A 26,679-nucleotide genomic window follows, 5' to 3' on the forward strand; every position below is an offset into this window, starting at 1 on the left:
AATCCAAAACTTGAATTTATCAAATTTTGGATTTTTTATGTATAATTTATGAGAATCAGGCTATTCTCTGAATGCGCCTTTTAATACTAATTAAGCATTAACTACTTGTTCTTCATGTTTGCCTTCAGCTATTTCTTCAACTAGCTTATCAATAAAATCAGGCAAATCTGCAGGTTTTCTACTGGTTACTAAACCACTATCCACTACAACAGATTTATCGACCCATTTGGCTCCTGCGTTAATTACATCGTCTTTTATACTATGGTATGAGGTCACTTCTCTATTCTCAATCACTCCTGCACTAATTAATAACCATGGCGCATGACAAATAGCCCCTACAGGCTTTCCACTTTCAAAAAACGAACGAATAAAACTTAATACATTTTCATTTACTCTCAACAGATCTGGGTTGGCAACACCTCCTGGTAAAACCAAAGCATTATAATCTGCTTCGCTTACATCTTCAATTACACGATCTACCGTGATCGATTTCCCCCAATTATCACCATCCCAACTCTTAATTTCACCTAGTTTTAATGAAATAACGTGTACCTCTGCCCCAGCTTCTTTTAAAGCTTCGAAAGGTCGAAATAATTCTGATTTTTCAAATCCGTTGGCAGCTAAAATTGCTACTTTTTTGTTGTCTAAATTCATGTTGAAAAAATTTTATTTTTAAAAAGCATCATTGCTTGTTATATAAAATTATTAGTAATCTGATTGAAAAAATAACTGTATCGATTTACAAAATAACGCTATCAATTTGAAGTAAACTACCTCGGAGCAAGCCCACGAGGCATTCGTTTGATACAAGCTTTCAATTTCGAGGCAAGCCTCGGGGTATTATACCCTTTGGCGGTGCCAATAAATGTTAAAAAATGCGCCTGCAAGAATGTCTTTTTTTTGAGTTCGAACAAGATCTAAAGGAGCACACTAAAACGCCTATGCATGCATAAATTAGCTAAAAAAAATATGATAACAATAGTACTACTTATAACCGCGATTTCAGTTGGATTTGGTTTACTAGCTATTTTCGCCTTAGAATATAGAGCAATAAAGAAATCTCTCAATAAGATTTCTATAAAGTCTGAAAACAATGCTAGCATAAAACGTTTTTAAAATTATTACTGCAATGAAAATGCTAATAATAGCTCTATTTTCATTGAATAATTAAAACAATAAAAGCTACTCAAATAATGAATAGCTTTTATTGTTTTATTTAATTTTAAGTAAGTAAGACTAGAATTTTTTAAGTATTTTATTTATTAGTACCGACAAACCGTATTTACCAGCAAGCTGCAACAACGGCGAGGTAATAAAACTTGAAACACTTAATTGACTCGACGTAATATTTTTTAGCGCTTTTATTTCTTCCACAGCTATTTTACGTTTCAACTGTAATATAGTCAAGTCTTTTTCTATTTGCTGAAAACTAGTATAATTCATTTTTTTATTTTTTTTGGATAAAAAAAGTTTTGCTTATTTTTTTTATAATGTGGCTATCAATAAGTGGTTTTCTTAGTAAATAAATTAGCGTACCTAAAGCAAATAGTATTAATGCCGTATAGAGTAGTGCTAAATTATCGTTTTCTAGATAATCTCCCCAAGCCAACACACCTGCAACAATTACTAATATCAAGCCCATAAAGCAGAGACCTCCTATAAGTAAAATTTTGGCCAACAGTGCAAATAAAAAAGACAACTGTTGAAACACTTTTAATTCAATATAATCTTGGGTAGCATCAATATAATCTTCTCCACTTTCGGTGGCTTTTTTTGATGCTAATTTTACCGAGTCAAGTACACTCATAACTTATTGAATTTACGCTGTTAAACTAGAAGTGCTTTTGTTTGTATTTTTTCTAATTTGCTTATTTTTTTCTTTTAAAATTGCTAATTTGTTTTCTAATGTAGTTATTAAATCTTCTGCTTTATAACTCGTGTTATTTACTATGCTTTCCACTTGCTCATCCAGCGTTTGAGTTTTTGAATTGATACTACTCACTACATTATTCTTTAGGTGATTAGTCTCGTCAACAATTTTTGATTTTAATGTATGGGCTTCATCTTGAATTGAATGTTTTAAGTTTTCAGCTTCATCTGCTAATTTATTGGTGGCTTTTGTTACCTTATCATTAATTAAATTTCTTGTAACTTTCCCTTTGTTTGGAGCATATAACATGCCTAAAATGGCTCCAGTTGCTAAACCTGCCAATATTCCAATTCCTTTATTACTACTATCACTCATAATTTCTTTTTTAATGGTTACTACTTGACTTACTTCACAAATATGACTAATCTATTCAGTTTTTATTAGCTCGATAAAAAAAGAACTGTGCTGCATAAAAAATCTCTTTTTAATTAAAAGCCTCCAATTATAATAGAGGACTAAAAAAACGAGCACATCCCTCGATCAAACGCTGTTTAATGGATCGAGTTTTAAAAGATTCTAGATCTAATTTTTCGCAAGATTGACAATCCTCTAAAAAAATTGAGTTCAGTTTGCTGGCGATTTTTTCATTATAAATTAAAACATTAGTTTCAAAATTGTGTTCAAAACTACGGTGATCAAAATTGCCCGAACCTACTGAAGCTACCTCCGTATCTACTACAATGACTTTACTATGAGTAAATCTTCCATAAAGTAGATAGATCTCTACTCCTACTTCCAACAACTCTTCAAAATAAGAAAACATGCTATAAGTTGCCATTCTAGAATCTGTTTTTTTTGGTACTAAGATTCGAACATTTACACCACTCAATGCCGCAATTTTTATAGCCTGTAACAAAGATTGATTGGGCACAAAATAAGGATTGGTAATACTTATGCTTTTTTGCGCAATATTTATAAGCATCAAATACTGCTGAAGTACTGAAAGCTGCTCAGAATCTGGACCACTAGCCACTAATTGAATATCCGTATTCCCTTTTTTAGATTGTTCTGGCAAATAATGATCTCCCAAAAGCAGTTCTTTATTACTGGCAAAAAAATAATCTTTTATAAATACACGATGTAAACTATTAACAATAGGACCTGATAATTTTAAATGCATATCTTCCCATTTACCTAAGTCATCCTCAGCATTTATATACTTATCAGAAATATTCATCCCTCCTGCAAAAGCGACTTTACCATCAATAATTATTGCCTTACGGTGATTTCTATAATTCATGGTAAACAAAAAACTTCCATAACGCAACGGCATTACTGGAAAAACACTAGCTCCTAAAATTTTTAATTTCTTTAAGGTACTACGCTTAGCATGATAACTACCAAAGGCATCGTATATAATACGCACTTCTAAGCCTTCCTTTATTTTTTGTATTAGTAATTGAGCTAATCTGTCCAATACTTCTCCTTCTTCAAAAATATAGTACTGCAAGTGTATAAATTTTTGAGCCTGAGAAATGGATTCAAAAATGTAATCATAAGCCAAAGCTGCATCATCCAAAATTTGCACATTATTATGGGCTAAAACTTTAAAATGAGTTGTTTGCTCAATTAAACTGGCAAGTCGTTGTTTATTGATAGCCTTAAAGATAACTTCTGACTTAGTATTAACATCGCTATCGAAATTTTTATCATACAATTGCCTCTTGTTAGTCTGTTTTAATTGAAAAAATTTGAATTTTCTTCGGTTTATACCCAAAAACAAGTATAAAATAACTCCCACAAAAGGAAAGAATAAGACCAACAATAGCCAACTAAAGGATCGTGTTGGTCTTACCCCAAATAATATAATAACCACAACAGTAGGTAAAGCTACTATTAAGTGTATGGTAAAAATAATCCAAAACATAAATAAAATTAAAGTAAAAACGGATACCCTGTAAAGATATCCGTTATAATTTTAAAGGTAATCATTATTTATACCCTGCGTCCTCTTATCAATGAAATTATAAATAAAATTAAAAATAAAAAAAAGCATATTTTAGCTATAGTTGCAGCTCCTGAGGCAATACCTCCAAAGCCCAAAACTCCTGCTATTAATGCTAATACTACGAATGTAACTGTCCAACCTAACATAATTTTTCGATTTTAGTTAATTGTTAAGTTTTATACTTAACTTATACAACAAATTACTTTAAATAAATACATTTTAGTTAACTGTAAAAAAATAATGATTGGTTCAATAAAAAGTTTTTAGCGTAACTATAGTAACTTTATTTATTTTTGTAAGGCTTTTATATAGCTATCAATTAATATTTTGAATAAGTTATTGAATCTTAAAATAGTATGACTAAAAAATTTCAAATTACCGATAAAAAAGCCAAAAACATTGTCATTGGAATGGCAGAGCACTTCGGTATTGACTATGAACATGATATTAATGAATATTGCATAAGAATTCCCGAAACGGAAGGTTCTGGTTACGTAAAAGCAACTATTTTTGACTGTGGTATAAGTGTGATTGAAGCGGATTATCTTATTAAACAGCAATTCAATTTTAAATTAGAAAACGATCTTATTAACCCCTTAAAATTAATCTTTAACAGGAAATCAACCTTTATCCATAAATTTACTGGTAAAAAAGAGGCTCACGAGGTTAAAAATCTCGAAAATATGATCGCTTCTGCCTCTCCGAAATTCCCTCATGACTTTTCAATACCTGCCAATAATCCTATATGCCTATTTAGCTTAGAGATTAACCGAAAAAAATTCGAAAATTATATTGAGGATTTTTTAAGTGATATGAATGAAGATTTAATTCAATTATTTAGGGATGTAAACGGTCTAAATGAATTTTATCACAAATCCCAATTCAGTTTGGAAATTTCTGAATTAATCTCTGATTTTACCGACTGTGACTTAGAGGGATTTATGCGTTCTGTATATTTGGAAAGTAAAGCTAAGGAAATATTAGTGCTCCAACTAGAACAGTATTTAGATGATTTAAACGAGCCCGAAAAGCGTAAAATTCTCAGACAAGCCACTATTGAGAGCGTAAAAAAAGCCGTAGATATAATTAAAACTGAAATAGATAGTATTGATAATGTATCGAAATTGGCTAAAAGAGTTGGACTGAGTGCAAATTCGCTTCAGCAAGGTTTCCGTGTACTGCACAAAGTTTCGGTAAACGATTTTATAAAAAATTACAGGATTGAAAAAGCCAAATTACTTATTGAAACTACAGCACTTAACATCACTGAAATTACATATCAAATTGGTATAAATTCGCGCAGTTATTTTTCAAAATTATTTAAAGAGAAATATGGAATAAATCCAAGCCAATATTACGCTAAAGTCCGCTCAAATAAAAAAGATGATACTATTTCTGCGTAACGTAATTTACGTCTAAACAATTTTGTTTAATAAGCAACTGATCACCTACCTCTATAAATTATTAGTAAAGTTCGGGAAGATTTTTATACACTACTGGTTCTAACATGCTATTATAAGTTATTCCCATTTTATAGAGTTCTTTGGCAATGGTATGTGATTTTAATTCTAACTGACTATCTTTTTCTAAAAGTTTAGTGATATCATTATTTGTTGAAGAATTTGACACCCAAACATCTTTTTCATTTTTAGATAAAATCTTCGGTGAATAGTCACTCAAATTTTGAATTTTTTTTATTGATGGTTCTACTTTATTTAAAAGGATGCTAAACGTAATAAAACCATCTGCAAGTTTATTGTAATACCCAGCCAAGTAAAACGGCTTTTTGTTTTTGGCATACACATAAAAGGGAAAAATTTCACCCTTATACAGGTAAGTCGTAAAAAAACCAGTAACAATAACTGCACATCTTTTTAAATTAACTGAATCTTTAAGGAAGGTATTGGATATAAAATCTTTTTTTTCGATGGTTAATGTATCAATTATAGTTTGAAAAACCTGCCAATCTTCATGATAATTGTCTGGCAAAAGCCCCCATATACCATATTCAATTTCTTTATCATTATCCGAAATAATTAAAGGCACAATAGTTTCTTCAAATCCTGTAACTACTGGATTGGAAACATAAATATTTGGATATTTCAATGGCATTCCAACATGCGCTTCCAAAGTTTCTCTAGCTGCTGTATTTGATATTTTATACTTCATAATTGTAATAGCAAAGTAACATCAACTTTCGCGTTACTTATAGTCCTATAAAATTTTTAATGTACTCATATACTGTAATAAAATATATTGCCTTTTTATTGAAATCAATTATTACACTGATCATTAAAGCTATTAAGCGTTGTAATATATTACTGCCTAAAAAACAAAAGTACTTACAACGCTTACATCTAATAACACTAAATTCTAGCTATTCAATTTGATTAAGCAACTATTATAAAACTAATTAATATCTTCTAAAGATTTAACTGTTGCTAAGCTATTTTGAATCATTGACAACTGACTTTCTATAATATTTTTAGCCTGTGCAGAAAGATATGTTTCATTTAACACCTCTTTGTAATCCTCTACAGCCTTTTTTTCACCACGAATGGCTTCCTCAAGTATAGCTTCGTTATTATCTACAGAAAATGTAGTTTTCAAATCCATCCATACGCGATGAGCAGAACCTTGCATGCTACCCTCAGTTTCGGTGGCATCTTCTCCTAAGGAGCCAATAACTGCTTTTAACTGATCGGCAAACATTTCACGTTCTGTAACCTTTTTATCAAAATATGACTTTAACGAAACATCTTTTACATTTTCGAAAGCCATTTCATAACCTTTTTTGGCATCAATAGTTCTTGCTAATAATTCATTTACTTTGCTTCCTGTTTTTTCAGAATATGTTTCCATTTTTACTTGTTTTGTGTTTTGCTAACTCAATAAAGATGTGAGTTATTTACATCGTCTACGTCAAAATTATTATAATAACACACTGACTATTAATTCAAAAAATAGATTTCTTGACTCTAAAAATGGCTTTAACACATTTTAACTAACGATCAATAAATAGCTAAGCGGTAAGGCTTTTAATGTTTTCTAGAGAATTACTTTAATCATTTACACATAAACAATATCACTAGAACGAATGCGGCATAACCAAGGCTGGAGTACAAATGCTTTCTGAAAATAATGTATTTGCCTATTAGTAAATGAGAACGTATAGCTACCTTTTGAGCTAACAAAAAATGACCACTAATCATAATTTTGTACTATATAAATTTAAAACCATATGAACATGAATTATTTAAATATGAACAAAGAAGAGGTTGAACCAGTAGTAAATAAGTTAAATATCTTATTGGCTGAATATCACATGTATTACCAGAAATTAAGAAATTTTCACTGGAACATCGTTGGCAAAAGCTTTTTTGATTTACACGAAAAATTTGAAGAATTATATGGAGATGCCAGAATTAAAATTGACGAAATTGCTGAACGCATACTTACGTTAGGATACCATCCAGTAAGTCAATATAGTGATTACATGAAAATTGCTATAATTAAGGAATCTGATTCTTTGATAACCGATCGAGAAATGGTAGAAATCTTATTAACAGATCATTCCACATTGCTTGCTACCATGAAAAATGTAATTAGTAAAGCAGGTCCTATTGGAGATGAGGGAACAATAGATATGATAGGTGCTTATATCCGTGAGTTAGAAAAATCTAGTTGGATGCTTAACGCTTGGTCAAAAAAGACTGACGAAACTTTAAATACATTAAGTATTTCTAAAATAGCTTAATAAAAACTTATGAAAGAAAACGAAATTATTGAAAATGCAAAGAAGCCTTTAGAAATGATATTAGGTAAATTAGGTGATTGGTATGAATCGCTGATTATTAATTTACCTAATATTGCGATTGCCATCGTTGTATTGATTATTTCATATTTACTTTCGCGATTAGTATTTAATTTAACCATTAAAGCTACAAACAATAGAATAAAACAAAAATCTGTACAGCGATTAGTAGCTAGAGGATTAGCTATTGTTGTTGTTTTAATGGGTTTATTTTTAGCACTTGGTGCACTTAACTTAGGCAAAACGTTAACAGGTTTGCTGTCTGCTGCTGGTGTTTCTGGTATTGTTATTGGTTTAGCATTACAAGGGACTTTATCAAATATGATCTCGGGTATTGTGCTTTCTTTTAGAGAAAATATTCAATTAGGCAATTGGATTGAATCTAGCGGATTTTCGGGTGAAGTTACTGATATCAATCTTAACTATTTTGTGCTGAAAGAAGCCGACAATAATTATGTGGTTATACCTAATAAAACAATTTTAGAAAGTCCTTTTAAAAATTATTCACTAACTACGCAAATGCGTATAACTATTGAATGTGGTGTAGGTTATGGAACTGATTTAGAAAAAGCGCAGCGTATTGTTTTAGATATTATTAGTACATATTTTAACCAAAAAGATATTGGTAGAGAATCCGAATTTTATTATACCGAGTTTGGCGATAGTTCAATTAATTTTATTTGCCGTTTTTGGGTGGATGGAGAAAGCAGTTTAGAAAAATTACAAGCCAAGAGCAAAGCAATTATAGAAATCAAAAAGGCTTTTGATAAAGAAAATATTAATATCCCATTCCCTATCAGAACATTGGAATTTAATGACAAACTGAGCCTAAAAGCCTCAGAGAATAATAAAAATTCCATATCCATTAATTAGAATCATAAAATTAACTAGCATACAAGCTAAACAAAGCATTTATCTTTAATAAAAAAACGTAAATTATGAATAACGTATATGAATATACAAACGTAAGTGGAAGCGAACGTTTAGAATCTTTTTTTGAAAGTAAAATAAAAAAATTAGAAAAAAAATACCCTTTTATTACTCGTGCAGATATTTTTTTTAAAAAAGAAAACACAAATAACGATACTAATAAAAACTGTGGTATTCGGATAAGCGCTCCAGGACCTAGACTTTATGCCGAAGCTACCGAAAATAGTTTTGAAGAAGCTATTACAACAGCCATCAAAAGCTTAGATGTACAGTTAGAAAAAAAGAAAAGTCTATTCAATATTAATTTGAATTAAAATGCTTATTCATAATCGAAACTATGGGTTATAAATACCATAGTTTCGGTTATGACTGAAAGTTACCATCTTTTTAAACATCCATTTTTGCTCTTAGCTATTAACAATAGAAATTTGATAAATATATAAAAGCCAAAAGCTAACTGCCAAGAGCTCTTTGTCCTATTTTTAGAGACTTTATTTATCTATTAGCTACGATACCAAATTATTTTCAATTCAAATTGATGAACGTTTTTGAAAAAAGCTCTTTCTCTGTAAAAAAAACTACACTCATATTCGTTATTGGTGTAGTTTGCTTGTTGAGTATTTCTTTACTTGCTTTTAGAGAACTCCTTGCGCTAAAAGATTCCTATACTTGGGTAAATCACACCTTTAATGTTGAAAATCATATTAGAAAAGTTTCTGGTAATATTGACGAATATTACATTCAAAGATTACAATCCGCAGATAACGATAGTATTAACAATGTTAACGAATTAGCTACAGAACAAAAAATATACATTGATTCCATACGAAGTCTTACAAGTGATAATTTATACCAACAACAGAATAGTATCAAACTAGCTGTATTGACCAATGAATTTTATAATGACTCCAATAGTATAAGTAATTCTAATATAGAAACCTTATATAAAAAAATTCAGCATTCTATTGATACAATGCTACTAGAAGAACAACGTTTGTTATTAAAAAGGCAAAAAACTTTTGAAGAAAAAACACGGGCTTCTCTCATACTATTTCTAATAGTTATTATTGTTGTCATAGGATTTTTCACGTATACTTATATACGAATCAACAAAAATAGGTTTGAACTTCAGCATACGCAACAGTTTTTAAATAGAATCATTTCAAGCACAGATAATATTACCTCGTATTTCTCTCCAATCTATAATGCAGATAATGAACTTATCGATTTTAAAATTGTTTTTACTAGCGAAGATATCAAAGAAGTAATTGGTGAAAAATCTACAAAAATAAGAGGAAAATTAGTTTCTGAAGTATATCCTATTCTCTTCAAAAATGGGGTTTTTGACATATTAAAATCTTGTGTTGAAAATCCTGGAGAACTCAAAAACTATGTGCGCAAATTTAACTTTATTGGCGAGGATTTTTGGTTTGATAGTTCGGCATTAGAACTTGATGGTGGCGTAGTTATTAGTTCTAAAAATATTACAAAGCTTATAACTACCGAACAAAAAACAAAAAAATTAAATAAACAACTTACTAAACAAAACAAAGCTTTAGTAACTAGTAATGAAGAATTGGAAGCTTTTAGCCGAATTGCAAGCCATGATTTGCAAGAACCTTTGCGTAAAATACAAATGTTTGTTGATCGGGTTTTTGAATCCGATGTGGATAATTTATCCAGTTCTGGAAAAAAATACTTAGCAAAATCTATGGATGCTGCCGATCGCATGCAAAATTTAATTAAATATTTACTCACTTACTCTCGTGTAAATCGAAAGGACGCCAAATTAACAACAGTTGATCTAAATACAATAATTAACTCGGTAAGTACCGAATTTTTTGAAGCACTTCAAAATTCAAATGCTGTAATTACCACCGAAACGCTTCCTGTAATCAAAGGAGTAGCATTTCAGTTAGAACAACTATTTAATAATTTAATTTCAAACTCAATAAAATACCGAGATGCTCACCGACCTTTAAAAATTAAAATTAGCAGTAAAATTGTATCAGGTACTTCACTTCCTAAAACTATAGCAACCAAACCAGAAAAAACCTATTATTGTATTGAAGTTAATGATAATGGTATTGGGTTTGATGAACAAAATAGCACTCATATTTTCGAAATATTTCAACGCTTGCATCTAAAAGACGAATATTCTGGCTATGGCATTGGTCTGTCTATTTGTAAAAAAATTATGCATTTCCACGAAGGCTATATTAGTGCTTATGGAGAAAAAGATAAAGGTGCCACTTTTCAGCTATTTTTCCCGAAAAAAAACCTATAATACTTTAATTCAAATAGTTGAATTAAAAAAACAACAAGACTTCTAAGTTTACATTTAGTATATACCCTATATCCTTTTACAAAATCACACAAAGTGTGACTAATTATTGTTGTATTTTAATCAAAATTATTTGATAGAGCACACATTTGTTTTATAAGAGTTGAAATAATCTATTTTAAAAAAAATGGAATAATTAACTTTACCAAATAATTTTAAACGAATGAATAATTTGTTTAGCTAAAAGTATCGATGAAATTATATCTTAAATACGACATTAATAAAACTTTTAAAAGTGTGCTTGAAGAGCAATTAAATAAACTTGAAATATCCTATCAAATCAATGGCTTAGGTGAAGTTGAATTTATGGAAAGTGTTAGTATTGAAAAAATGAAAGAATTGACTACACTTCTTTCTATTTATGGTATTTCTATTGTGAATGATCACAAAACTCAAATGGTTCAAAAAATTAAAGATCTAATTACCGAGGCTATTAACTCGAATGAAAAAGTAACTACTAACTTTTCCACCTATATAGCCGAAAATTTAGGCTACTCCTACGCTTATTTATCTAGTCTATTTTCTAAAACAACTTACACATCAATCGAAAATTATATTATCATTACCAAAGTAGATAAGGTTAAAGAGCTTATTACCGCTCAACATTTAACACTTACAGAAGTTGCTCATCAGCTAGGTTACAGTAGTGTAGCACATTTATCTGGGCAGTTTAAAAAAACTACAGGATTAACACCTACCCTATTTCAAAAAATAATTAAACAACGTAAAAAACTAGGATAAGATGGTTAGAGATGCACTACACATAGTTTTAGTTGATGATGACGAAGACGATAGAGACTTTTTTAGAGAAGCTATTGAAGAAATTGATATGGATACCACTTTGTCGATGTTTGTAAATGGCCAAGAATTTTTGGATCACATTACCATACCCAATCAAAAACTACCTCAAATCGTATTTTTAGATTTAAATATGCCCATTAAAAATGGTTTGGAATGCCTAAAAGAAATCAAAGAAAATAATCTTTTAGAAAAATTATCGGTAGCTATTTATTCAACATCATCTTCTGAAGAAGATATTGAACGTACTTTTGTGTTAGGAGCCAATGTGTACATAAACAAACCCAATAGTTTTAAAAAATTAAAAAAAGCTGTTGAAGAAGTATTAAAAGTGAATTGGCAATACCACACTTCAAATCTTAATAAAGAAAATTTTTTGTTGAGAGTATAACTGACTAAGCTTACATTTAAAAAAAAAATTCCATATCAATACACTTTCTATTTGGTATTATTTATGATTTTAAGAATAACCAATTGGGTTAATTCTTAAATCAATTATGAGTTATATTGCAATTAAACCTTTCACACAATTACAACAAATTGTTAGTAAAAAATAGTTCAAACAATTTATGTTAGACTTTAACAACCATAGTTTTCTGAATGAGGTATTAAAATATTCTGAAGGAATGATTTCATTCTTTAAGCCAGTGTATACCGAAGGGCGAATTACAGATTACAAATTATATTTTTTATCTGAAAATTTCAAAAAATATATTCACTTAGAAATTGATTTAATTTTACACAAAAAACTCTCCGAAGTATTTCCCGTAATTTTTCAAAACGGAATGTTCGAAATTTTCAATTCGTGCATGAATAAAGCAGATTTTGAAATAAACTTTGAACGCAGAATAGACTTTTGTAAAAATAAGGTACGGTTTGAAAATAAAGCCATTAAGTACAACGAATATATTTTATTAAGTTCTAAAGAAATTACAAGACTTAAAAGCGCTGAAACCAAATTAAAGCAAGTATTAAAAGATGTTTAATACAATAACACCATATTAAATGATTCCGAATCCATATCAAAAACAGGTAGTTTTAGATGGAATCTGAAAAAAAACTCTTGGCAATTTTCAAAAAATATGATAGCATTCTTTGATCAATTTCAAGTTACTGCTGAGCAATACAATAACTTGGGTGTTTTTAGCTTATTAAACGATACTGATAAAGAAAAATTAACTAATGAAATTGAAAATTTTAATTTTATAGTAATCAACAAATTAAAAACCACAACTTATTTTTCATTAAGAGCTGGTTTTTCACCTTCTAAAACAGGACCTATTTTATTAGGTGTTATAAAAGATATTACTGAGATCACCAATAATGCATTTTTGCTAAAAAGTAAAAACTCTGAATTAATAAAATCAAATGAAGAATTGGCTTCTTTTAACCAAGTGGTAAGTCATGACCTGCAGGAACCTCTAAGAAAAATTCAGATGTTTATATCAAGAATAAACAGCGAAAATTCTGAAGAAAAAAATAAAAATTACCTCAGTAAAATTGCCGACACATCAAATAAAATGCAACAACTTATTAAAAGTATTTTGCATTATGCTTCATTAGACGCTAATGAACACAAATTTGTGGAACTGGATCTTACTACTATAATTAATGATACCATTGATGATTTAGATCAACAAATTGAGGATGCACATGCTAAAGTCGAAGTAAAAAATCTTCCCTTTGTTAATGGGGAATACCACCTTTTAAAACAATTGTTTAATAATCTTTTAAGCAATGCCATAAAATACAGAAAACCCAATAAGGATTTAATTATTAGTATTGAAAACGAATCTTTTTTAGAAGACACATTACATATTAACAATAAAATTTGCTTGTCTAGTAAAGATTATCATAAAATATCAATTAATGATAATGGTATTGGTTTTGATCAACAATTTGCTCCTAAAATTTTTAAAGTCTTTCAAAGGCTTCATAACTTTTCTGAATCTAAAGGTACTGGCATTGGCCTAGCAATAGCCGAAAAGGTAATTAAAATTCATCAGGGATTAATTGATGTAAGTAGTCACCCCAATCAAGGCACTTCGTTTTATTTATATTTACCTAAAAACGCTTAAGTATGGACAATCCATCTTCATTATATCCAAAAGAAATAAACTTAACTAACTGCGATAAAGAGCCCATTTATCTAATTGGTCATGAACAAGATTTTGGATACTTAATGGCTTTGGATAAAGATGTGTATACCATCAATTTTATAAGCGAAAATATCTTAGATATCCTTCCAAACTCTAATAAAGCTATCAGTGATTTAACTATTGCTGATTTTATTAATGAAACTACACTCAACAAAATTACCAGTGATATTTCTAGCGAAAAATCATCCCAACTAACTACAACTATTGATACTAAGGAGTATACACTGATTTATCACCTCAGCGGTTCACAATTACTATTAGAACTTGAGCAAAAAGTGATAACTACCGATATATTTAAGTATCAAGAAAATTTAACGCTTGCCATGAGCGAACTCAATGCTGTGGAAGATGAATTTTCAATGTGTGATAAAGCAGCGGAATTAATTAAAAATTTTTATGAGTACGATCGGGTAATGATCTATAAATTTGATGCGCAATGGAATGGTCAAGTCATTGCAGAACGTAAAGAAGATGAATTAGAAAGCTGGCTAGGATTGCACTACCCTGCAACCGATATTCCGCAGCAAGCACGTAAATTATTTTTAAAGCAAGGAGTCCGAATTATTGAAAATGTAAGTTCAAAACCCGTACCGATTAGAAGTATGGGAAATGCTACTGTTCTGGATTTATCTAGGAGTGAAACACGTTCGGTTTCTCCAATTCACATCGAGTATCTAGAAAATATGAAGGTAAATGCTACCTTAACAGCGGCCATAATTTTTCAAGATGAATTATGGGGATTAATTGCTTGTCATAACTATAGCCCAAAGTTTATCAATCATTTTCAGCGATTATCTTGTAAATTTATAACGCAGGTTTTTTCTAGTCAATTAGGATTACGAGCTGCCAACTCTTTATTAAAAAAAGTAAACACCTCAACCAATGTACGCTCTGTACTTATTGAACAAATGAGTCAAAATTGGGATATCCATGCAGGTCTTTCTGGTGGTAAGTATACTATTCTAAATATTACCGAGGCGCATGGAGCTGCCATTTGTATCAATAACAAAATAACTACGGTTGGAATTACACCAAATGATCAAGATATTAAAGCGCTAATAGAAGCTTTTTTTAACTCCGAAGATTCTAGAGTTTTTAGAACTTCAAATTTAGAAGGTGATTTCAATAAATTTGCTACTATAAGCGATATCGCTTCTGGGGTACTAGGCATATTCATTTCTAAAACTAGAAAAGATGCTTTATTATGGTTTAAACCAGAAGTATTGCAAAGTGTTAATTGGGCAGGAAATCCTGAAAAATCTATTGTTCAGGAATCCAATGCTAGGATTTCACCTAGAAAGTCATTCGAAAAATGGTCGCAACAACGTAGCGGTCACAGTGATTCATGGAAAGATTATGAAATTGCGGCAGTAAAAGCTTTAAAAGAAAATATCTCTGAAATTATTATTCAGAAATATGACGAAATTACCGAACTCAATCAAAAACTTAAAATAGCTTATAAGGAATTAGAGTCCTTTAGTTATAGTATTTCTCATGATTTACGTTCTCCGTTAAGAGGTATCGACGGATATGCCCAAATTATAAAAGAAGATTATTATGCTACACTTGATGATTATGGTAAACAAGCTGTAGAAACTATTATTAGTTCAACTGGTAAAATGAATTTGTTGATAGATGATATTTTATCTTTTTCTGGATTAGGGAAAAAAAATACTAGCATTACTGAATTTGATATGAATCAGCTGGTCAAAGAGGTACTCAACTACTTACATGTAAAACAAACCGATAATTATCCTAATATAAATGCATCTCAATTACCAAAAATTTTTGGAGACCGATCCATAATTTTTCAGTTACTCACAAATTTGATTGGTAATGCCATTAAATATTCGTCAAGAGTATCCAATCCAACTATTGAAATAAGTTATGTAAACGACACCTTTTTTGTTAAAGATAACGGTATTGGATTTGACCAAAAACATCATAAAAAATTATTTGGTATTTTTAGTCGTTTGGTCAATGATGATTATGAAGGCAGTGGTATTGGTTTAGCAGTCTCACACAGAATAATTGAAAAACACAACGGCAAAATTTGGGCGGAAAGCGAACCCGATAAAGGTGCTACTTTTTATTTTACTTTAAATACAACTAATGAAGACTAAGTATATCTTATCTATTGAGGACAATAGTACCGACATCGAATTAATGAATCGTATTTTTAAAAAACAAATCGAACAATGCGAAGTCAAATACATTCAAGATGGAGAATCAGCTATTCAATTTTTTGAGTCTCAAGATTTTGAAGACCATCCCCCCAAATGTATTTTACTAGATATTAAACTACCTAAAATGAATGGACTGGAAGTATTAGATTATTTTAGAAATAAAAAAAAGATAAAAACTATTCCAGTGATTATGCTTAGCTCATCGGATAGGCCCGAAGAAATTGAAGAAACTTATAATCTAGGAGGAAATAGTTTTATTGAAAAACCAAAGGATTTTTTAGACCTCAAAGAAAAATTGCCAACTATAGTTAACTATTGGGTTAATTTTAATAAATAATATGTTACAAGAACTTAGAGCAGCCACCAAACCAATACACGATAAAGCAGAAACACTCTCTTTAGCTAGTAAAATTATTGATCACACTATTACCAAAGAAGAATACAAACAATTGCTTTTACAACATTTTAAAATTTATAGTGCTGTGGAAATCTTTGTAATTAAAAATAAAGCCCTATTACCAAATCCAATATGTACATATGCAGGTAAGCTTAAGTCTTCAAAATTAAAACAAGATTTAAAAGAAAACTACGGCATTTGTGAATCTGATCTACCACAAATTACTCCCATACAATTGCCTGCAACATTACCCAGTATTTTAGGAGCACTTTATGTAATTGAAGGCTCGATGCTTGGTGGGTTATTGATTAAAAAGAATTTACAAGAATGTGTTCAGCTTAATTTTATAACAGAGCATTATTTTTTTAATGATCATCCCAAAGATGTAATTTCAAAATGGAAAAGCTTTTGCACTTACATAGAATCCACTTCTTTTAGCAAAGAAGAAACTGCAATGGCTACTTATGCTGCCGAAGAAACTTTCACAATTTTTATTAATAATTATATATCATCACAAAATAAGTTATAAAATTAAGCTGAACACATCCGTAAACATTAGTTCCTACTGGTGCATAAAGATCCAATCCATCATGTTTTCCTCCAGACCTACCTTTGTAATCACTCTTAATAGGAGTCCACTGACTATCAGAATACCACCCTCTTAGTTCCATATTGTCTAATGGTTGTCTCCATAAACTTTTCTTATACGATTTGCTGATAATAATTTCGTATAAATATGCTGAATTATTTTTTGTTAGTCTAAGGCAAAAAAATCAAGCATAGCCTTAGTTACGATTGCTTTTTTTAACGCCAGAATAGTGAAAAAGAAACAGCATATATGCGAAATTTTTGTTAGTAAATCGTATTATTCCTTAACCCAAACTGTTTTCCTTCTTCTTTTAACCATACATTAGGTGTGGCGTCAAAAACTTCATCATAGAGTACTTCTTTCCAATTCTTATCCTTACTCTCTGCATCAATAACTAGGTATAGTTTTGTTTCCTTACATTCTGTCAAATACTCTAAATATTCTTCTTTCTTATTAGCATCTTTTGGTTCAAGGGTTAGTTTGGCTATAGCCCAGTTTTTAAAATCATCTTTGTTTTCAATAGTTTCGCTATCACATCCAAACTCCCCAACGGTAGCTACAATACACTTTACTTGCTTGTCGTTTTGTTGTACCGAAATTGCTTTATTTAATTCTTCAATACCATCTGCTTTGGCTTGCTTCAAGTTTATTTTAATTTCTTTATCGAGTAAATTTTCGGTTTTAATAACCACATATATTTCATCGCCTAGGTTTGCCGAATCTATTTTTTCAAAAGTGACCTTTTCTTTTAATAATGGGATTTTTATAACTTCCCCTTTGTTATATTCATTTTTGATAAGTACGCTTATTATTTTATCTACAGAGGAACGCTTTTTTTTTGTTTAAATGTCCATTTTTAGTTTCTTTATTAAAAATAATAGTGGCTATTTTCTTTTTTCCTGCTTCGGTACTGGTATTATTACCATCACTCCCAAAAGTATACTCTAAAGTTTCGGAGCTATTAACCTCTGTAGATACCTTTTTGTCAATATAAGCAGTATTTACTCTTTTGTATTGTATGTTTAGTGTGTTCCTTGGTTTAATTGTTGTATTTGCCATAATTAACTTTCAATTGTTTCGGGTTGTCCTTCTTGCTGCGCTACAACTTGGAGTCTTATTTTATCCTTATCACTATTAATTATATAGCCTCTTATAATATCATCTTCTAAAAAGGTTCCATTATACATAAAATCTTTAGCTTGATTGGACAAATTAATATCTGTGGTTTCGCCCACACCGTTTTCTGTATGTAATACCACATAAACTTCATCGCCAATTTGAGGTTCTGCAACTTCATTTCCTTCTAAATCGGTATAATAACAGTCAATAACTTTAAGCCCTTGAGTTTCTCTAACTATTGGTGCTGGTTGTTCTTCAAAAGCGGTACCATCATCCCAAGTTTGTTTATGTATGGTGTCATTATTTCCATTTATGCGAAGAATACCAGCGGTTATGGTTATAGTATAATTCATAGGTTCTGACGATTGTGACCCATAAATATAGGTTGCCGAAGTGGCGTAAGCATTTGCAAATTCCATTTTAAAACCAATGCTAGCACCATCTCTAGCCATAATTTCAATACGGCCACTTTTTTGCATCGAGCTATGTATAGTCCAATCTAGCATACTTAAGTCTTTGTCAGTGCTAGGAATAGTTACTTCTAGTTGGCCACCTCTTGGAATACTACATGGTTTATTATTGACTCCAAGGCTTTGATTAAAATTGAAAAATAAATGAAGTAGTCTGTACTTTTTATTGTCCAAATATAGGTATGCATTTATCATTTAGTTGGTTCTATCTGATTTTAAGTCAAATGTATACTATAGATAGATTAATAAGAATGTTGATTTAGTAGTATTATTCTTATAGAAATATAAAAAATCAATATCTATTTTCTAAAAACTGTATAACGTTTTCCAAAAATCGTGTAACAAAATACAAGGACTACTCCTGTAACTTTGTAAACACAAAACAAAAAAAACTCAAAAAAACAATATACCATGGAAAACGCAATAAAATATACTGAGGTTAAAACATATTTCACATTATTAGAAGAGCAACTTCAAGGTCGTTTTGAACAAGTTTACGGGGAGCAAATTATGAATATTAATAACTTAATTGCAAAAGGAACCGTAAAAGCTGTAGAAGTTAGAAAAAATAAATTCTACTTTGAGTTTGATTTAGAGGTTAAAAGAGAATTCAGTCTTGAAATACCACCTAAAGGATACAACGCAATCAACTTTTTATATTGCGAAAATGGTCAAATAGATCATGCTTTTGGTGAGTCAAATGTGTATAATACCATTAATGAATTTCAAACGGCAATTGTAGCCCACAAAACACAAAAAACCGTTTTGAGGTTTAGAGCAAATTCAAAAACAAATTTTATTATAATATCTGTTTGTAATCAAGGTGATACCAAACCTTCGCCGATGATTGCTACGATACATTCTTTATTTACTAATAAAATGGAGAATAATAAATTTGCCTATTTTGGATCAATAAACTTGAAAATTTCCGAACAAATAAGTGCCTTAAAAAATATTACTGAAACAGGTATTGTTAGAAAGCTTTTACTAGATGGTACAGTCCAATTAATATTAGGCATGGAAATTAAACACCACAAAGAAGACCTTGCCAACAAAGCAGTACATTCGAGTTCCTTAACTCGTAGAGAACTAGTGATCATTAAAAAAATTGGGGAACGTATAAAAAACAATGTTGCAGATCAATACAGTATAGAAATGTTAATGGATGAAACTGGAATTTCTGCTTCAAAATTACAAGAAGGCTTTAAATTACTATACAATAGAACAGTAACAGACTACATTAAAAATTTGCGTGTAGAAGAATCAGAACGCTTAATTTGCGAAACAGATTTAAATGTATCTCAAATAGTATATACCATAGGTTTTAGCAGTCGTAGTTATTTTTCTAAAATATTTCGTCAAAAATATGGGTGTAGCCCAAATGAATATTTGAATAAGCGAAGAGTAGCCGTATCGGCATAAAATATATTAGTTAGTTTTATTTATTAGTTGGTTTGAACCCTTCATTAACACCATTGTGCTGATTGAAGGGTTTTTTATCTCCGTTAGATATATAAAGTGATTGAAAAAAATCGCGTATCTCGTTTTTTTATACAATTCATACATTAAAAAACAGTTCAACCACTTTTGAATGAGGTCACTTACAAAAAACATCAAAAACACAAAACCCCTTGAATTTCAAGGGGTTTGTTTTGTAGCGAGAACGAGATTTGAACTCGTGACCTCCGGGTTATGAATCCGACGCTCTAACCAACTGAGCTACCTCGCCGTTTTTGTCTGCTAACACTAAACATAACGCCTAGCCCTTTAGCGGGTGCAAATATAGTAAGTTATATCAATTCTCCAAAAACAAATTGTATTAATTTTTTTATATTGATTTTTGTATGGACAATAATTAATCTATATATTGTCTGCCTAACATTACAATTGATTATGTCTAGTAAAATTAAATACGAATTAGAATTCATTATACATGCGTCACCCCAAATGCTATATAACTATATATCATCACCTTCTGGCCTATCGGAATGGTTTGCTGATAATGTAAATTCACGTGGTGAGTTATATACCTTTATATGGGATGACAGTGAAGAACAAGCTAAATTACTTTCTAAAAAAAATAACGAAAAGGTCCGTTTTCAATGGCTAGATGACGAAGATGAAGATTATTTCTTTGAAATTCGAATTCAGGTTGATGAAATTACTAAGGATGTTTCCCTAATGGTAACTGATTTTTCTGATGATGACGAATTGGAAGAAAATAAAATGTTATGGGAAAATACCATTGGAAATTTAAAGCATGTTATTGGGTCTGTATAGAAAAAATAACTTTTTATAACTGTATATTTGTCCCTTATTTTAAGGGACTTTTTTTATGATTAATTTTAATGGAGAAATAGTATCAAATACTCAAGCTAACCTAAGTGTATTTAACAGAGGTTTTGCTTATGGTGATGCTGTATTTGAAACTATTCGTGTAAATGGAAATACCATTTTATTTTGGGAAGATCATTATTTCCGTTTAATGGCTTCAATGCGAATTTTACGAATGCGCATTCCTATGGAGTTTACATTAGAATACCTTGAAAAACAAATACTAGACACTGTAGCAAGTCACGGTATACCAAAAAACCAAAGCATACGTGTTAAATTGAGTGTTTTTAGAGACAGTGATGGATTATATACCCCTCAAAAAAACAGTGTTGGTTTTTTTATTAGTATTGCAAAAATTAGTCAAGCCTTTTACACCCTAAATGATATAAAAACAACCCCTTATGAAGTTGAATTGTATAAAGATCATTTAGTAGCGAATGATTTACTATCAACTTTAAAAACGAACAATAGAATATTGAATGTTTTATCTGGAATTTTTGCTAAAGAAAATGGTTTTGCAAATGTACTTCTTTTAAATACAGAAAAAAAGGTTATTGAAGCAAGTAACGGAAATATTTTCTTGATAAAAGGAAACACTGTTAAAACTCCACCCACAGCTGATGGTTGTATAAGTGGTGTTTTAAAAAAGCAATTACTTCGAATTCTTAAAGAAAATAAGGAAATAACCCTAACAGAATCATCTATATCAGCCTTTGAACTTCAAAAAGCTGATGAACTATTTGTTACTAATGTTATAAGTGGAATTACATCAATTTCAAAATATCGTAAAAAATATTTTTCAACTGATGTAACTAAAAAAATATTGAATTTATTGAATACGGATATTCGATTAAAGAAATAATTTAATTATCCGAAGGATTATCTGGTGAATTTGCCCACAGCAAATACTCCCCTCCTAAATCAAGCATGTATTCCCTCCAAAAATCCTGTGTAGGTTTGGAAATCATATTACATAAATCTGAATTTACGGCAACCCATAAATTTGAGTTCATCTCTTCGTTTAATTGATCCGAAGACCAACCTGAATACCCTAAAAAGAATTTAATATCCTCTGGTGTTATTTCTCCTTTTATAATTAAATCTGCTACTACATTAAAATCGCCACCCCAAAATATATTTGAACAAATTTCGACACTATTAGGTATTAGGTGAGGTATTTTATGAATAAAATACAAACTGTCCTGTTCAACAGGACCTCCATTAAAAATTCTGAATTCATTAGTTATATTGGGGATAACGTCAGCTAACGTATACGTTAGTGGCTTATTCATTATAAAACCTATTGAACCATTGCCGCTATGGTCAGCAATTAAAACAACAGAGCGTTGAAATGATACATCACCTATAATTGAAGGTTCTGCAACAAGTATACTGCCTGTTTTTGGTTTAGTTAATAGCATTTTGTGGTAGTTTTGTTTATTGTCTAAAAATTAGTTTTGAATTACATAAATTTAAATTAAAATTCAATACAAAGCAATTTTTATTGAAATAATCACACTCAAACCCTTAAAAAATTAGCATATGATTAATAATTAACGATTTACATTTAAACAAATACTAAATTCACGTTAATAAAAATGAACTAATATATATAAATAGTGTTCCAAAAACTTAAAAATACAAAGAGGAGCCTATAAAAAGCTCCTCTTGTAATTGAAAAAAAATATTTATTAGTTTACTGAAGCAGATAATTCAGAACCTGCTTTAAACTTAACTACATTTTTAGCAGCAATTTTTATAGTTTTTCCAGTTTGAGGATTTCTTCCATCTCTTGCAGCTCTTTCAGAAACTGACCATGATCCGAATCCTACAAGTGATACACGATCTCCTTGTTTTAAAGTTTTTTCAACATCACCTAAAAAAGTTTCAAGAGCAACTTTTGCAGCAGCCTTAGTTATACCTGCGCTTTCAGCCATGCTTTCAATTAATTCTGTTTTATTCATAATTACTGATTTAAAATTAGTATAGTGTTTAATCGTTTCTTTGATTATACACACACAAAATTATATGCTTTTTGCTCTCATGCAAGTGGTAGCCTACGTTTTAGGGCTTTTTGTTAATAAAACATAGCGATTGTTAATAAAACTAGTCATTAAAACGGTATTAAAACGTTTGAAATCGGTCTTTTTACATTAAATAGGCATCTTCATCAAAAGAATAGCCATTCAATAAATCCTTAACTTCCATTGCTTTTTTACCCGGAAGCTGCATTTTATTAACATAAATACAACCATCTTTAACGAAAATACATATCTTTTTATCGACTATTTTTAATGCTCCAACAGTTTCATTATGCAGCTCTTTTTCAAAAGAAACATTTAAAATCTTTACCTGTTGCTTTTTATTCTTATCGTTTAAATAACACCAAGCTGATGGATATGGACTTAAGCCTCTTACCAAATTATAAATAATCTTTCCATCTAATGACCAATCTATTTTGGTATTTTCTTTAGTTAATTTATAAGCTGTTTTAGGTTCTTTTTCTGGTTGAGCAGTAGTCTGTACTTCTCCTTTTTCTATTAAGTCAACCGTTTGTAATACCAACTGTGCTCCTCGTAGCATTAAACGATCATGTAATGCTCCCGCATTATCGGTATTCGATATAGGAATTTGTTGTTGTAAAATTACATTTCCCGTATCTATTTTTTCATCAATAAAAAAAGTGGTATTTCCGGTTACTGTTTCTCCATTAATCACTGCCCAGTTTATAGGTGCTGCTCCCCTATACTCTGGTAATAATGAAGCATGTAAATTAAATGTCCCAAGCCTTGGCATTGCCCAAACTACTTTTGGTAACATTCTAAATGCTACAATAATCTGTAAATCTGCCTCTAAAGCTTTCAATGCTTCTAAAAAAGATTCCGCCTTTAAATTTGTAGGCTGAAGTATCGGTAAATTCACCGAGTCGGCATAAGTTTTTACTGCCGAGGCACGTAATTTTTGTCCTCTCCCTGCTGGTCTATCTGGTGCTGTAATTACACCTACCACATTATATTCATTTTCAACTAAACTTTTTAGGGTAGCTACTGCAAAATCAGGAGTTCCCATAAAAACTATTTTTAGTTTTTTCATGCTTGTATTAATTTATATGTATTATCTGACTGAATGCTTATAATGCCTTCTTCCATTAAGCTTTGCAAGATACGAATAAGGTCAACTTCGGCATATTTCAAATCGGCTAAAATTGTACGAGAATCTTTAGCTTCATGAGCTAATATTTTTTTTATTTCTTGTTTTATAGTTGCATCACTAATAACTGACTTATCTTTCTTTTTAATACAAACAGAACATATGCCACAATGAGTGGAGTCTTCATCAAAATATTTTAATAATTGTATGGACTTACATACTTCGTTATTTTCTACATAATTGATAACTTCTTTTATTTTTCGAAATTTATTTTCTAAATGAACCTTTATATACTTAGAAATACCATTAATGGCTATTTCATCTTCTCGGGGCTGTAAATACACCAATTGACTATCATAAGCTTCATTATGAAAATAAATAATTTCCTGTGCAGCAAGTTTTTGCAATTTTTCAATTAAAGCATGCTGAGATATTTTAAGTGTTTGCGAAATTTTCTCTAAATCAATTTGTATACGATCTACATATATTCCTGGGTAACTTCGTCCTAACTGACTCAAAATAGGTTCATAGCCAGGATGCTGATCAATAAAATTATTTAAAACATGAATGGAAACTTGTATTTGTAATAGTGTAGTTTCCTTAAATACTTCTGTAAAACTTAAAATTCCGTTTTTATCCAAAATTTTAAACGTAGCATATACTTTTGATTTTGATAATTGATAACGCTCACAAAATTTAGAAAACTCAATATAATAGGGGTGATCCTCACCTTCGCCATAACTAATTTGTAAATAACTTGATAATTTCCGATAAGTGTATTTTATAAAATCAATATCTGGAGTTTGAGAATGGTATTGATTTTTTAATTTTTGAACAGCATTCCCTGTTTGTAACAATAGTGCATATGCTGGTTTCCCATCACGCCCTGCCCTACCGGCCTCCTGAAAATAACTTTCGATACTTTGCGGAATATGCATATGAACCACTGTACGCACATCGGATTTATCAATTCCCATTCCAAAAGCATTTGTCGCTACCATTACTTGAACCTCATTTTGCATCCAAGCTTTAAAATTTGATTGTTTTATTTTTGAATGCAATCCTCCGTGATAGGTTACACATTTTATATTATGGTCTGTAAGGTAATCGGCTATTTTTTTTGTCGAATTCCGTCGCGGAACATATATTATTGTCGCCCCTTTTTGTTTATTCACTATTTGTAATAACAGGTATTTTTTATCCTGTGTTTTATAAATACCATAACTCAAATTAGTCCTTTTATAGGACGTTTTAACTAATTGATGATCGCTAAAATTCAATTGCGTAACAATATCACCCTGTACCTGTTTAGTGGCTGTAGCAGTAAGTGCTACTAAGGGAATATTAGGTAACAATTCACGCAGTTTATTTAACAATAAATAAGAAGGTCTAAAATCATGACCCCACTGTGAAATACAATGGGCTTCATCAACAGCTAATAATGAAACATTCATTTTTTGAATACGTTCCTTTACTAATTCCTGTTGTAAGCGCTCTGGTGACACATATAAAAACTTATAATTTCCGTGTATACAATTAGTAAGCAATCTATCTAATTCAGAAAAAGAAGTGCCACTAGGTAGCATCATTGCCTTTATTCCTTTTTCTTTTAATTGTGCTACTTGATCTTCCATTAAAGCGACCAATGGAGAAATTACCAAACAAATTCCATTGTTAATCAAAGCGGGTACTTGATAACAAATTGACTTGCCTCCTCCCGTTGGCATAAGAACTAATGTATCTTTCTTATCAAGAACGGACTGTATAATTTCACGTTGCCTAGACCTAAAACCATCATAGCCCCAATACGTTTTTAATATAGCTTCGGGGGTTTTCATTTACAATGGTTTAAAATGAACAAAACACGATCGGTAACAGTCCCAAATGGCACTTCAATAATTGCATACCCATAACTTAAATAGGTGTTTTTTATATGCTCAAAAACAGTCTTTGCTTGTTCAAATGTTTCATATCGTTCCTTATCCTGTATATGAATTTCACTCCATGGTGGAAGTAAAAAAACTTCATCATAAATAGCTGCTTTACATTCCAATAAAAACGATTCTGGAATGGGTTGATTAGCATACTCCATGTAAGCCACTACATCAAGCATACCTCGATCATAAAAACTATAAGGTTCAGTTACTTGATCGGCTTCTTTAAATTGCACTAGCCTACTTTGTAAAATAGCGGTATTAAATGCTTCTGGTTGTGTTAAAAAAGGTTGGGCTATTCCCTTTTTCTGTGCTTCGCGAATTAAATCCCTAGAAACCTCGTGAAAACAATGCTTACCAAGTCTTTCTAATTCATTAATTAAAGTAGTTTTTCCTGAACTTGGTCCTCCAGACAATACAATTCTTTTAGTTTTCACGTGTTTTTTAGCTAATTTCAGTATAATTTTTATCAAATAAAAACCTTCTCTTCTTTTGATCCTAAAAGATAAGCTACTATCAAATAAAATACTACTATAATTTGATTACTAAAAAAATTTAAATCACTCCATTTATTGAT

General features: G+C 30.4%; 32 protein-coding genes and 1 tRNA gene. 15 read left to right on the forward strand and 18 right to left on the reverse strand.

What is annotated here, in order from left to right; translation table 11 throughout:
• Window positions 1–90: 90 nt before the first annotated feature.
• The 6 genes from KQA_RS0203755 to KQA_RS19815 form a co-directional block, all read right to left on the reverse strand.
• Window positions 91–654 carry a type 1 glutamine amidotransferase domain-containing protein gene (locus KQA_RS0203755; RefSeq protein WP_010178251.1) on the reverse strand — a complete coding sequence of 188 codons (564 nt, stop codon included), beginning with the start codon at window positions 652–654 and terminating at the stop codon, window positions 91–93.
• 582 nt (window positions 655–1,236) lie between these two features.
• Window positions 1,237–1,443, reverse strand: a complete 207-nt coding sequence (locus KQA_RS0203765) for a hypothetical protein (RefSeq protein ID WP_010178253.1) — start codon at window positions 1,441–1,443, stop codon at window positions 1,237–1,239.
• 4 nt (window positions 1,444–1,447) lie between these two features.
• Window positions 1,448–1,807 carry a hypothetical protein gene (locus KQA_RS0203770; protein ID WP_010178258.1) on the reverse strand — a complete coding sequence of 120 codons (360 nt, stop codon included), beginning with the start codon at window positions 1,805–1,807 and terminating at the stop codon, window positions 1,448–1,450.
• Between the two features lie 12 nt (window positions 1,808–1,819).
• Complete coding sequence (locus KQA_RS0203775; RefSeq protein ID WP_010178261.1) at window positions 1,820–2,245, reverse strand: YtxH domain-containing protein; 426 nt, start codon at window positions 2,243–2,245, stop codon at window positions 1,820–1,822.
• A 127-nt stretch (window positions 2,246–2,372) separates the two neighbouring features.
• Entirely contained in the window at window positions 2,373–3,797 is a 1,425-nt protein-coding gene (gene cls / locus KQA_RS0203780; RefSeq protein ID WP_029209446.1) for a cardiolipin synthase, read from the reverse strand.
• A 68-nt stretch (window positions 3,798–3,865) separates the two neighbouring features.
• Window positions 3,866–4,024, reverse strand: a complete 159-nt coding sequence (locus KQA_RS19815; protein WP_010178266.1) for a DUF1328 domain-containing protein — start codon at window positions 4,022–4,024, stop codon at window positions 3,866–3,868.
• 210 nt (window positions 4,025–4,234) lie between these two features.
• On the opposite strand from KQA_RS19815, the gene KQA_RS0203790 reads away from it, so the two are divergent.
• Window positions 4,235–5,281, forward strand: coding sequence for a helix-turn-helix domain-containing protein (locus KQA_RS0203790; RefSeq protein ID WP_010178268.1), 1,047 nt, complete (start codon window positions 4,235–4,237; stop codon window positions 5,279–5,281).
• A 61-nt stretch (window positions 5,282–5,342) separates the two neighbouring features.
• On the opposite strand, the gene KQA_RS0203795 is transcribed toward KQA_RS0203790, so the two are convergent.
• The gene (locus KQA_RS0203795; RefSeq protein WP_010178270.1) at window positions 5,343–6,047 is read right to left on the reverse strand and encodes an SOS response-associated peptidase family protein; all 705 of its coding nucleotides are present in this window, start codon (window positions 6,045–6,047) and stop codon (window positions 5,343–5,345) included.
• Window positions 6,048–6,287: 240 nt separating this feature from the next.
• Window positions 6,288–6,740 carry a ferritin-like domain-containing protein gene (locus KQA_RS0203800; protein WP_010178272.1) on the reverse strand — a complete coding sequence of 151 codons (453 nt, stop codon included), beginning with the start codon at window positions 6,738–6,740 and terminating at the stop codon, window positions 6,288–6,290.
• 385 nt (window positions 6,741–7,125) lie between these two features.
• Between KQA_RS0203800 and KQA_RS0203805 the strand changes: the two genes are divergently transcribed.
• The 11 genes from KQA_RS0203805 to KQA_RS18480 all read left to right on the forward strand — a co-directional run bounded on the left by KQA_RS0203805 (window position 7,126) and on the right by KQA_RS18480 (window position 17,035).
• Window positions 7,126–7,635 (forward strand): Dps family protein, encoded by a 510-nt coding sequence (locus KQA_RS0203805; protein ID WP_010178274.1) that lies wholly within the window; start codon window positions 7,126–7,128, stop codon window positions 7,633–7,635.
• A gap of 9 nt (window positions 7,636–7,644) precedes the next feature.
• The gene (locus KQA_RS0203810) at window positions 7,645–8,565 is read left to right on the forward strand and encodes a mechanosensitive ion channel family protein (protein WP_010178276.1); all 921 of its coding nucleotides are present in this window, start codon (window positions 7,645–7,647) and stop codon (window positions 8,563–8,565) included.
• Window positions 8,566–8,630: 65 nt separating this feature from the next.
• Complete coding sequence (gene hpf, locus KQA_RS0203815) at window positions 8,631–8,936, forward strand: ribosome hibernation-promoting factor, HPF/YfiA family (RefSeq protein ID WP_010178278.1); 306 nt, start codon at window positions 8,631–8,633, stop codon at window positions 8,934–8,936.
• 224 nt (window positions 8,937–9,160) lie between these two features.
• Entirely contained in the window at window positions 9,161–10,909 is a 1,749-nt protein-coding gene (locus KQA_RS19470) for an ATP-binding protein (RefSeq protein WP_010178280.1), read from the forward strand.
• A 249-nt stretch (window positions 10,910–11,158) separates the two neighbouring features.
• Window positions 11,159–11,707 carry a helix-turn-helix domain-containing protein gene (locus tag KQA_RS0203825; RefSeq protein ID WP_010178281.1) on the forward strand — a complete coding sequence of 183 codons (549 nt, stop codon included), beginning with the start codon at window positions 11,159–11,161 and terminating at the stop codon, window positions 11,705–11,707.
• 1 nt (window position 11,708) lies between these two features.
• Window positions 11,709–12,155: a response regulator gene (locus KQA_RS0203830; RefSeq protein WP_010178282.1), complete on the forward strand. Its 447-nt coding sequence runs from the start codon at window positions 11,709–11,711 to the stop codon at window positions 12,153–12,155.
• A gap of 178 nt (window positions 12,156–12,333) precedes the next feature.
• Window positions 12,334–12,750 carry a hypothetical protein gene (locus tag KQA_RS0203835; protein ID WP_029209447.1) on the forward strand — a complete coding sequence of 139 codons (417 nt, stop codon included), beginning with the start codon at window positions 12,334–12,336 and terminating at the stop codon, window positions 12,748–12,750.
• A gap of 96 nt (window positions 12,751–12,846) precedes the next feature.
• Window positions 12,847–13,842, forward strand: a complete 996-nt coding sequence (locus tag KQA_RS18475) for a sensor histidine kinase (protein ID WP_050858520.1) — start codon at window positions 12,847–12,849, stop codon at window positions 13,840–13,842.
• 2 nt (window positions 13,843–13,844) lie between these two features.
• Window positions 13,845–16,046 (forward strand): ATP-binding protein, encoded by a 2,202-nt coding sequence (locus KQA_RS0203845; protein WP_010178283.1) that lies wholly within the window; start codon window positions 13,845–13,847, stop codon window positions 16,044–16,046.
• On the forward strand, window positions 16,036–16,446 hold the full coding sequence (locus KQA_RS0203850; RefSeq protein ID WP_010178284.1) for a response regulator: 411 nt from the start codon (window positions 16,036–16,038) through the stop codon (window positions 16,444–16,446). Before KQA_RS0203845 ends, KQA_RS0203850 begins: the two co-directional genes overlap by 11 nt.
• Before the next feature lies 1 nt (window position 16,447).
• Window positions 16,448–17,035 carry a biliverdin-producing heme oxygenase gene (locus KQA_RS18480; RefSeq protein WP_010178286.1) on the forward strand — a complete coding sequence of 196 codons (588 nt, stop codon included), beginning with the start codon at window positions 16,448–16,450 and terminating at the stop codon, window positions 17,033–17,035.
• On the opposite strand, the gene KQA_RS20170 is transcribed toward KQA_RS18480, so the two are convergent.
• From KQA_RS20170 to tssD, 4 genes are all read right to left on the reverse strand, one after another.
• Window positions 17,001–17,177 carry a hypothetical protein gene (locus KQA_RS20170; RefSeq protein WP_010178287.1) on the reverse strand — a complete coding sequence of 59 codons (177 nt, stop codon included), beginning with the start codon at window positions 17,175–17,177 and terminating at the stop codon, window positions 17,001–17,003. The genes KQA_RS18480 and KQA_RS20170 overlap by 35 nt on opposite strands.
• A gap of 181 nt (window positions 17,178–17,358) precedes the next feature.
• Complete coding sequence (locus tag KQA_RS0203865) at window positions 17,359–17,739, reverse strand: hypothetical protein (protein ID WP_157366581.1); 381 nt, start codon at window positions 17,737–17,739, stop codon at window positions 17,359–17,361.
• Between the two features lie 169 nt (window positions 17,740–17,908).
• Entirely contained in the window at window positions 17,909–18,154 is a 246-nt protein-coding gene (locus KQA_RS0203870) for a hypothetical protein (protein ID WP_010178291.1), read from the reverse strand.
• A gap of 2 nt (window positions 18,155–18,156) precedes the next feature.
• Entirely contained in the window at window positions 18,157–18,879 is a 723-nt protein-coding gene (gene tssD / locus KQA_RS0203875; protein ID WP_010178293.1) for a type VI secretion system tube protein TssD, read from the reverse strand.
• Window positions 18,880–19,095: 216 nt separating this feature from the next.
• Between tssD and KQA_RS0203880 the strand changes: the two genes are divergently transcribed.
• Window positions 19,096–20,106, forward strand: coding sequence for a helix-turn-helix domain-containing protein (locus tag KQA_RS0203880; protein ID WP_010178295.1), 1,011 nt, complete (start codon window positions 19,096–19,098; stop codon window positions 20,104–20,106).
• 233 nt (window positions 20,107–20,339) lie between these two features.
• Here KQA_RS0203880 and KQA_RS0203885 read toward each other — a convergent pair.
• A tRNA-Met gene (locus KQA_RS0203885) sits at window positions 20,340–20,413 on the reverse strand.
• A gap of 164 nt (window positions 20,414–20,577) precedes the next feature.
• Here KQA_RS0203885 and KQA_RS0203890 point away from each other — a divergent pair.
• Both KQA_RS0203890 and KQA_RS0203895 read left to right on the forward strand, forming a co-directional pair.
• Window positions 20,578–20,964: an START-like domain-containing protein gene (locus KQA_RS0203890; protein ID WP_010178301.1), complete on the forward strand. Its 387-nt coding sequence runs from the start codon at window positions 20,578–20,580 to the stop codon at window positions 20,962–20,964.
• A gap of 55 nt (window positions 20,965–21,019) precedes the next feature.
• The gene (locus tag KQA_RS0203895; protein WP_010178303.1) at window positions 21,020–21,880 is read left to right on the forward strand and encodes an aminotransferase class IV; all 861 of its coding nucleotides are present in this window, start codon (window positions 21,020–21,022) and stop codon (window positions 21,878–21,880) included.
• Window position 21,881: 1 nt separating this feature from the next.
• On the opposite strand, the gene KQA_RS0203900 is transcribed toward KQA_RS0203895, so the two are convergent.
• From KQA_RS0203900 to KQA_RS0203920, 5 genes are all read right to left on the reverse strand, one after another.
• Complete coding sequence (locus KQA_RS0203900; RefSeq protein ID WP_010178310.1) at window positions 21,882–22,439, reverse strand: YqgE/AlgH family protein; 558 nt, start codon at window positions 22,437–22,439, stop codon at window positions 21,882–21,884.
• A gap of 270 nt (window positions 22,440–22,709) precedes the next feature.
• Entirely contained in the window at window positions 22,710–22,982 is a 273-nt protein-coding gene (locus tag KQA_RS0203905; RefSeq protein ID WP_010178312.1) for an HU family DNA-binding protein, read from the reverse strand.
• A 184-nt stretch (window positions 22,983–23,166) separates the two neighbouring features.
• Complete coding sequence (gene fmt, locus KQA_RS0203910; RefSeq protein WP_010178314.1) at window positions 23,167–24,111, reverse strand: methionyl-tRNA formyltransferase; 945 nt, start codon at window positions 24,109–24,111, stop codon at window positions 23,167–23,169.
• On the reverse strand, window positions 24,108–26,006 hold the full coding sequence (locus KQA_RS0203915) for a RecQ family ATP-dependent DNA helicase (RefSeq protein ID WP_010178316.1): 1,899 nt from the start codon (window positions 26,004–26,006) through the stop codon (window positions 24,108–24,110). The genes fmt and KQA_RS0203915 overlap by 4 nt, the downstream gene beginning before the upstream one ends.
• Window positions 26,003–26,539, reverse strand: coding sequence for an AAA family ATPase (locus KQA_RS0203920; protein ID WP_010178318.1), 537 nt, complete (start codon window positions 26,537–26,539; stop codon window positions 26,003–26,005). Before KQA_RS0203920 ends, KQA_RS0203915 begins: the two co-directional genes overlap by 4 nt.
• Window positions 26,540–26,679: the final 140 nt, after the last annotated feature.

Source organism: Aquimarina agarilytica ZC1, from assembly GCF_000255455.1.
GTDB classification, from domain to species: domain Bacteria; phylum Bacteroidota; class Bacteroidia; order Flavobacteriales; family Flavobacteriaceae; genus Aquimarina; species Aquimarina agarilytica.

Excerpts from the sequence above, each read along its gene's own strand:
- KQA_RS0203765 (WP_010178253.1), bottom strand. The coding sequence starts at position 1,443 with ATGAATTATACTAGTTTTCAGCAAATAGAAAAAGACTTGACTATATTA.
- tssD (WP_010178293.1), bottom strand. The coding sequence starts at position 18,879 with ATGATAAATGCATACCTATATTTGGACAATAAAAAGTACAGACTACTT.
- KQA_RS18480 (WP_010178286.1), top strand. The coding sequence starts at position 16,448 with ATGTTACAAGAACTTAGAGCAGCCACCAAACCAATACACGATAAAGCA.
- KQA_RS0203810 (WP_010178276.1), top strand. The coding sequence starts at position 7,645 with ATGAAAGAAAACGAAATTATTGAAAATGCAAAGAAGCCTTTAGAAATG.
- KQA_RS0203915 (WP_010178316.1), bottom strand. The coding sequence starts at position 26,006 with ATGAAAACCCCCGAAGCTATATTAAAAACGTATTGGGGCTATGATGGT.
- KQA_RS0203795 (WP_010178270.1), bottom strand. The coding sequence starts at position 6,047 with ATGAAGTATAAAATATCAAATACAGCAGCTAGAGAAACTTTGGAAGCG.
- fmt (WP_010178314.1), bottom strand. The coding sequence starts at position 24,111 with ATGAAAAAACTAAAAATAGTTTTTATGGGAACTCCTGATTTTGCAGTA.
- KQA_RS0203850 (WP_010178284.1), top strand. The coding sequence starts at position 16,036 with ATGAAGACTAAGTATATCTTATCTATTGAGGACAATAGTACCGACATC.
- KQA_RS0203805 (WP_010178274.1), top strand. The coding sequence starts at position 7,126 with ATGAATTATTTAAATATGAACAAAGAAGAGGTTGAACCAGTAGTAAAT.
- KQA_RS0203790 (WP_010178268.1), top strand. The coding sequence starts at position 4,235 with ATGACTAAAAAATTTCAAATTACCGATAAAAAAGCCAAAAACATTGTC.
- KQA_RS0203770 (WP_010178258.1), bottom strand. The coding sequence starts at position 1,807 with ATGAGTGTACTTGACTCGGTAAAATTAGCATCAAAAAAAGCCACCGAA.
- KQA_RS0203905 (WP_010178312.1), bottom strand. The coding sequence starts at position 22,982 with ATGAATAAAACAGAATTAATTGAAAGCATGGCTGAAAGCGCAGGTATA.
- KQA_RS0203845 (WP_010178283.1), top strand. The coding sequence starts at position 13,845 with ATGGACAATCCATCTTCATTATATCCAAAAGAAATAAACTTAACTAAC.
- KQA_RS0203830 (WP_010178282.1), top strand. The coding sequence starts at position 11,709 with ATGGTTAGAGATGCACTACACATAGTTTTAGTTGATGATGACGAAGAC.
- KQA_RS19470 (WP_010178280.1), top strand. The coding sequence starts at position 9,161 with ATGAACGTTTTTGAAAAAAGCTCTTTCTCTGTAAAAAAAACTACACTC.
- KQA_RS19815 (WP_010178266.1), bottom strand. The coding sequence starts at position 4,024 with ATGTTAGGTTGGACAGTTACATTCGTAGTATTAGCATTAATAGCAGGA.
- KQA_RS0203755 (WP_010178251.1), bottom strand. The coding sequence starts at position 654 with ATGAATTTAGACAACAAAAAAGTAGCAATTTTAGCTGCCAACGGATTT.
- KQA_RS0203775 (WP_010178261.1), bottom strand. The coding sequence starts at position 2,245 with ATGAGTGATAGTAGTAATAAAGGAATTGGAATATTGGCAGGTTTAGCA.
- KQA_RS0203895 (WP_010178303.1), top strand. The coding sequence starts at position 21,020 with ATGATTAATTTTAATGGAGAAATAGTATCAAATACTCAAGCTAACCTA.
- KQA_RS0203880 (WP_010178295.1), top strand. The coding sequence starts at position 19,096 with ATGGAAAACGCAATAAAATATACTGAGGTTAAAACATATTTCACATTA.
- KQA_RS0203890 (WP_010178301.1), top strand. The coding sequence starts at position 20,578 with ATGTCTAGTAAAATTAAATACGAATTAGAATTCATTATACATGCGTCA.
- hpf (WP_010178278.1), top strand. The coding sequence starts at position 8,631 with ATGAATAACGTATATGAATATACAAACGTAAGTGGAAGCGAACGTTTA.
- KQA_RS0203870 (WP_010178291.1), bottom strand. The coding sequence starts at position 18,154 with ATGGCAAATACAACAATTAAACCAAGGAACACACTAAACATACAATAC.
- KQA_RS18475 (WP_050858520.1), top strand. The coding sequence starts at position 12,847 with ATGATAGCATTCTTTGATCAATTTCAAGTTACTGCTGAGCAATACAAT.
- KQA_RS0203900 (WP_010178310.1), bottom strand. The coding sequence starts at position 22,439 with ATGCTATTAACTAAACCAAAAACAGGCAGTATACTTGTTGCAGAACCT.
- KQA_RS0203800 (WP_010178272.1), bottom strand. The coding sequence starts at position 6,740 with ATGGAAACATATTCTGAAAAAACAGGAAGCAAAGTAAATGAATTATTA.
- KQA_RS0203825 (WP_010178281.1), top strand. The coding sequence starts at position 11,159 with ATGAAATTATATCTTAAATACGACATTAATAAAACTTTTAAAAGTGTG.
- KQA_RS0203835 (WP_029209447.1), top strand. The coding sequence starts at position 12,334 with ATGTTAGACTTTAACAACCATAGTTTTCTGAATGAGGTATTAAAATAT.
- KQA_RS20170 (WP_010178287.1), bottom strand. The coding sequence starts at position 17,177 with ATGGAACTAAGAGGGTGGTATTCTGATAGTCAGTGGACTCCTATTAAG.
- cls (WP_029209446.1), bottom strand. The coding sequence starts at position 3,797 with ATGTTTTGGATTATTTTTACCATACACTTAATAGTAGCTTTACCTACT.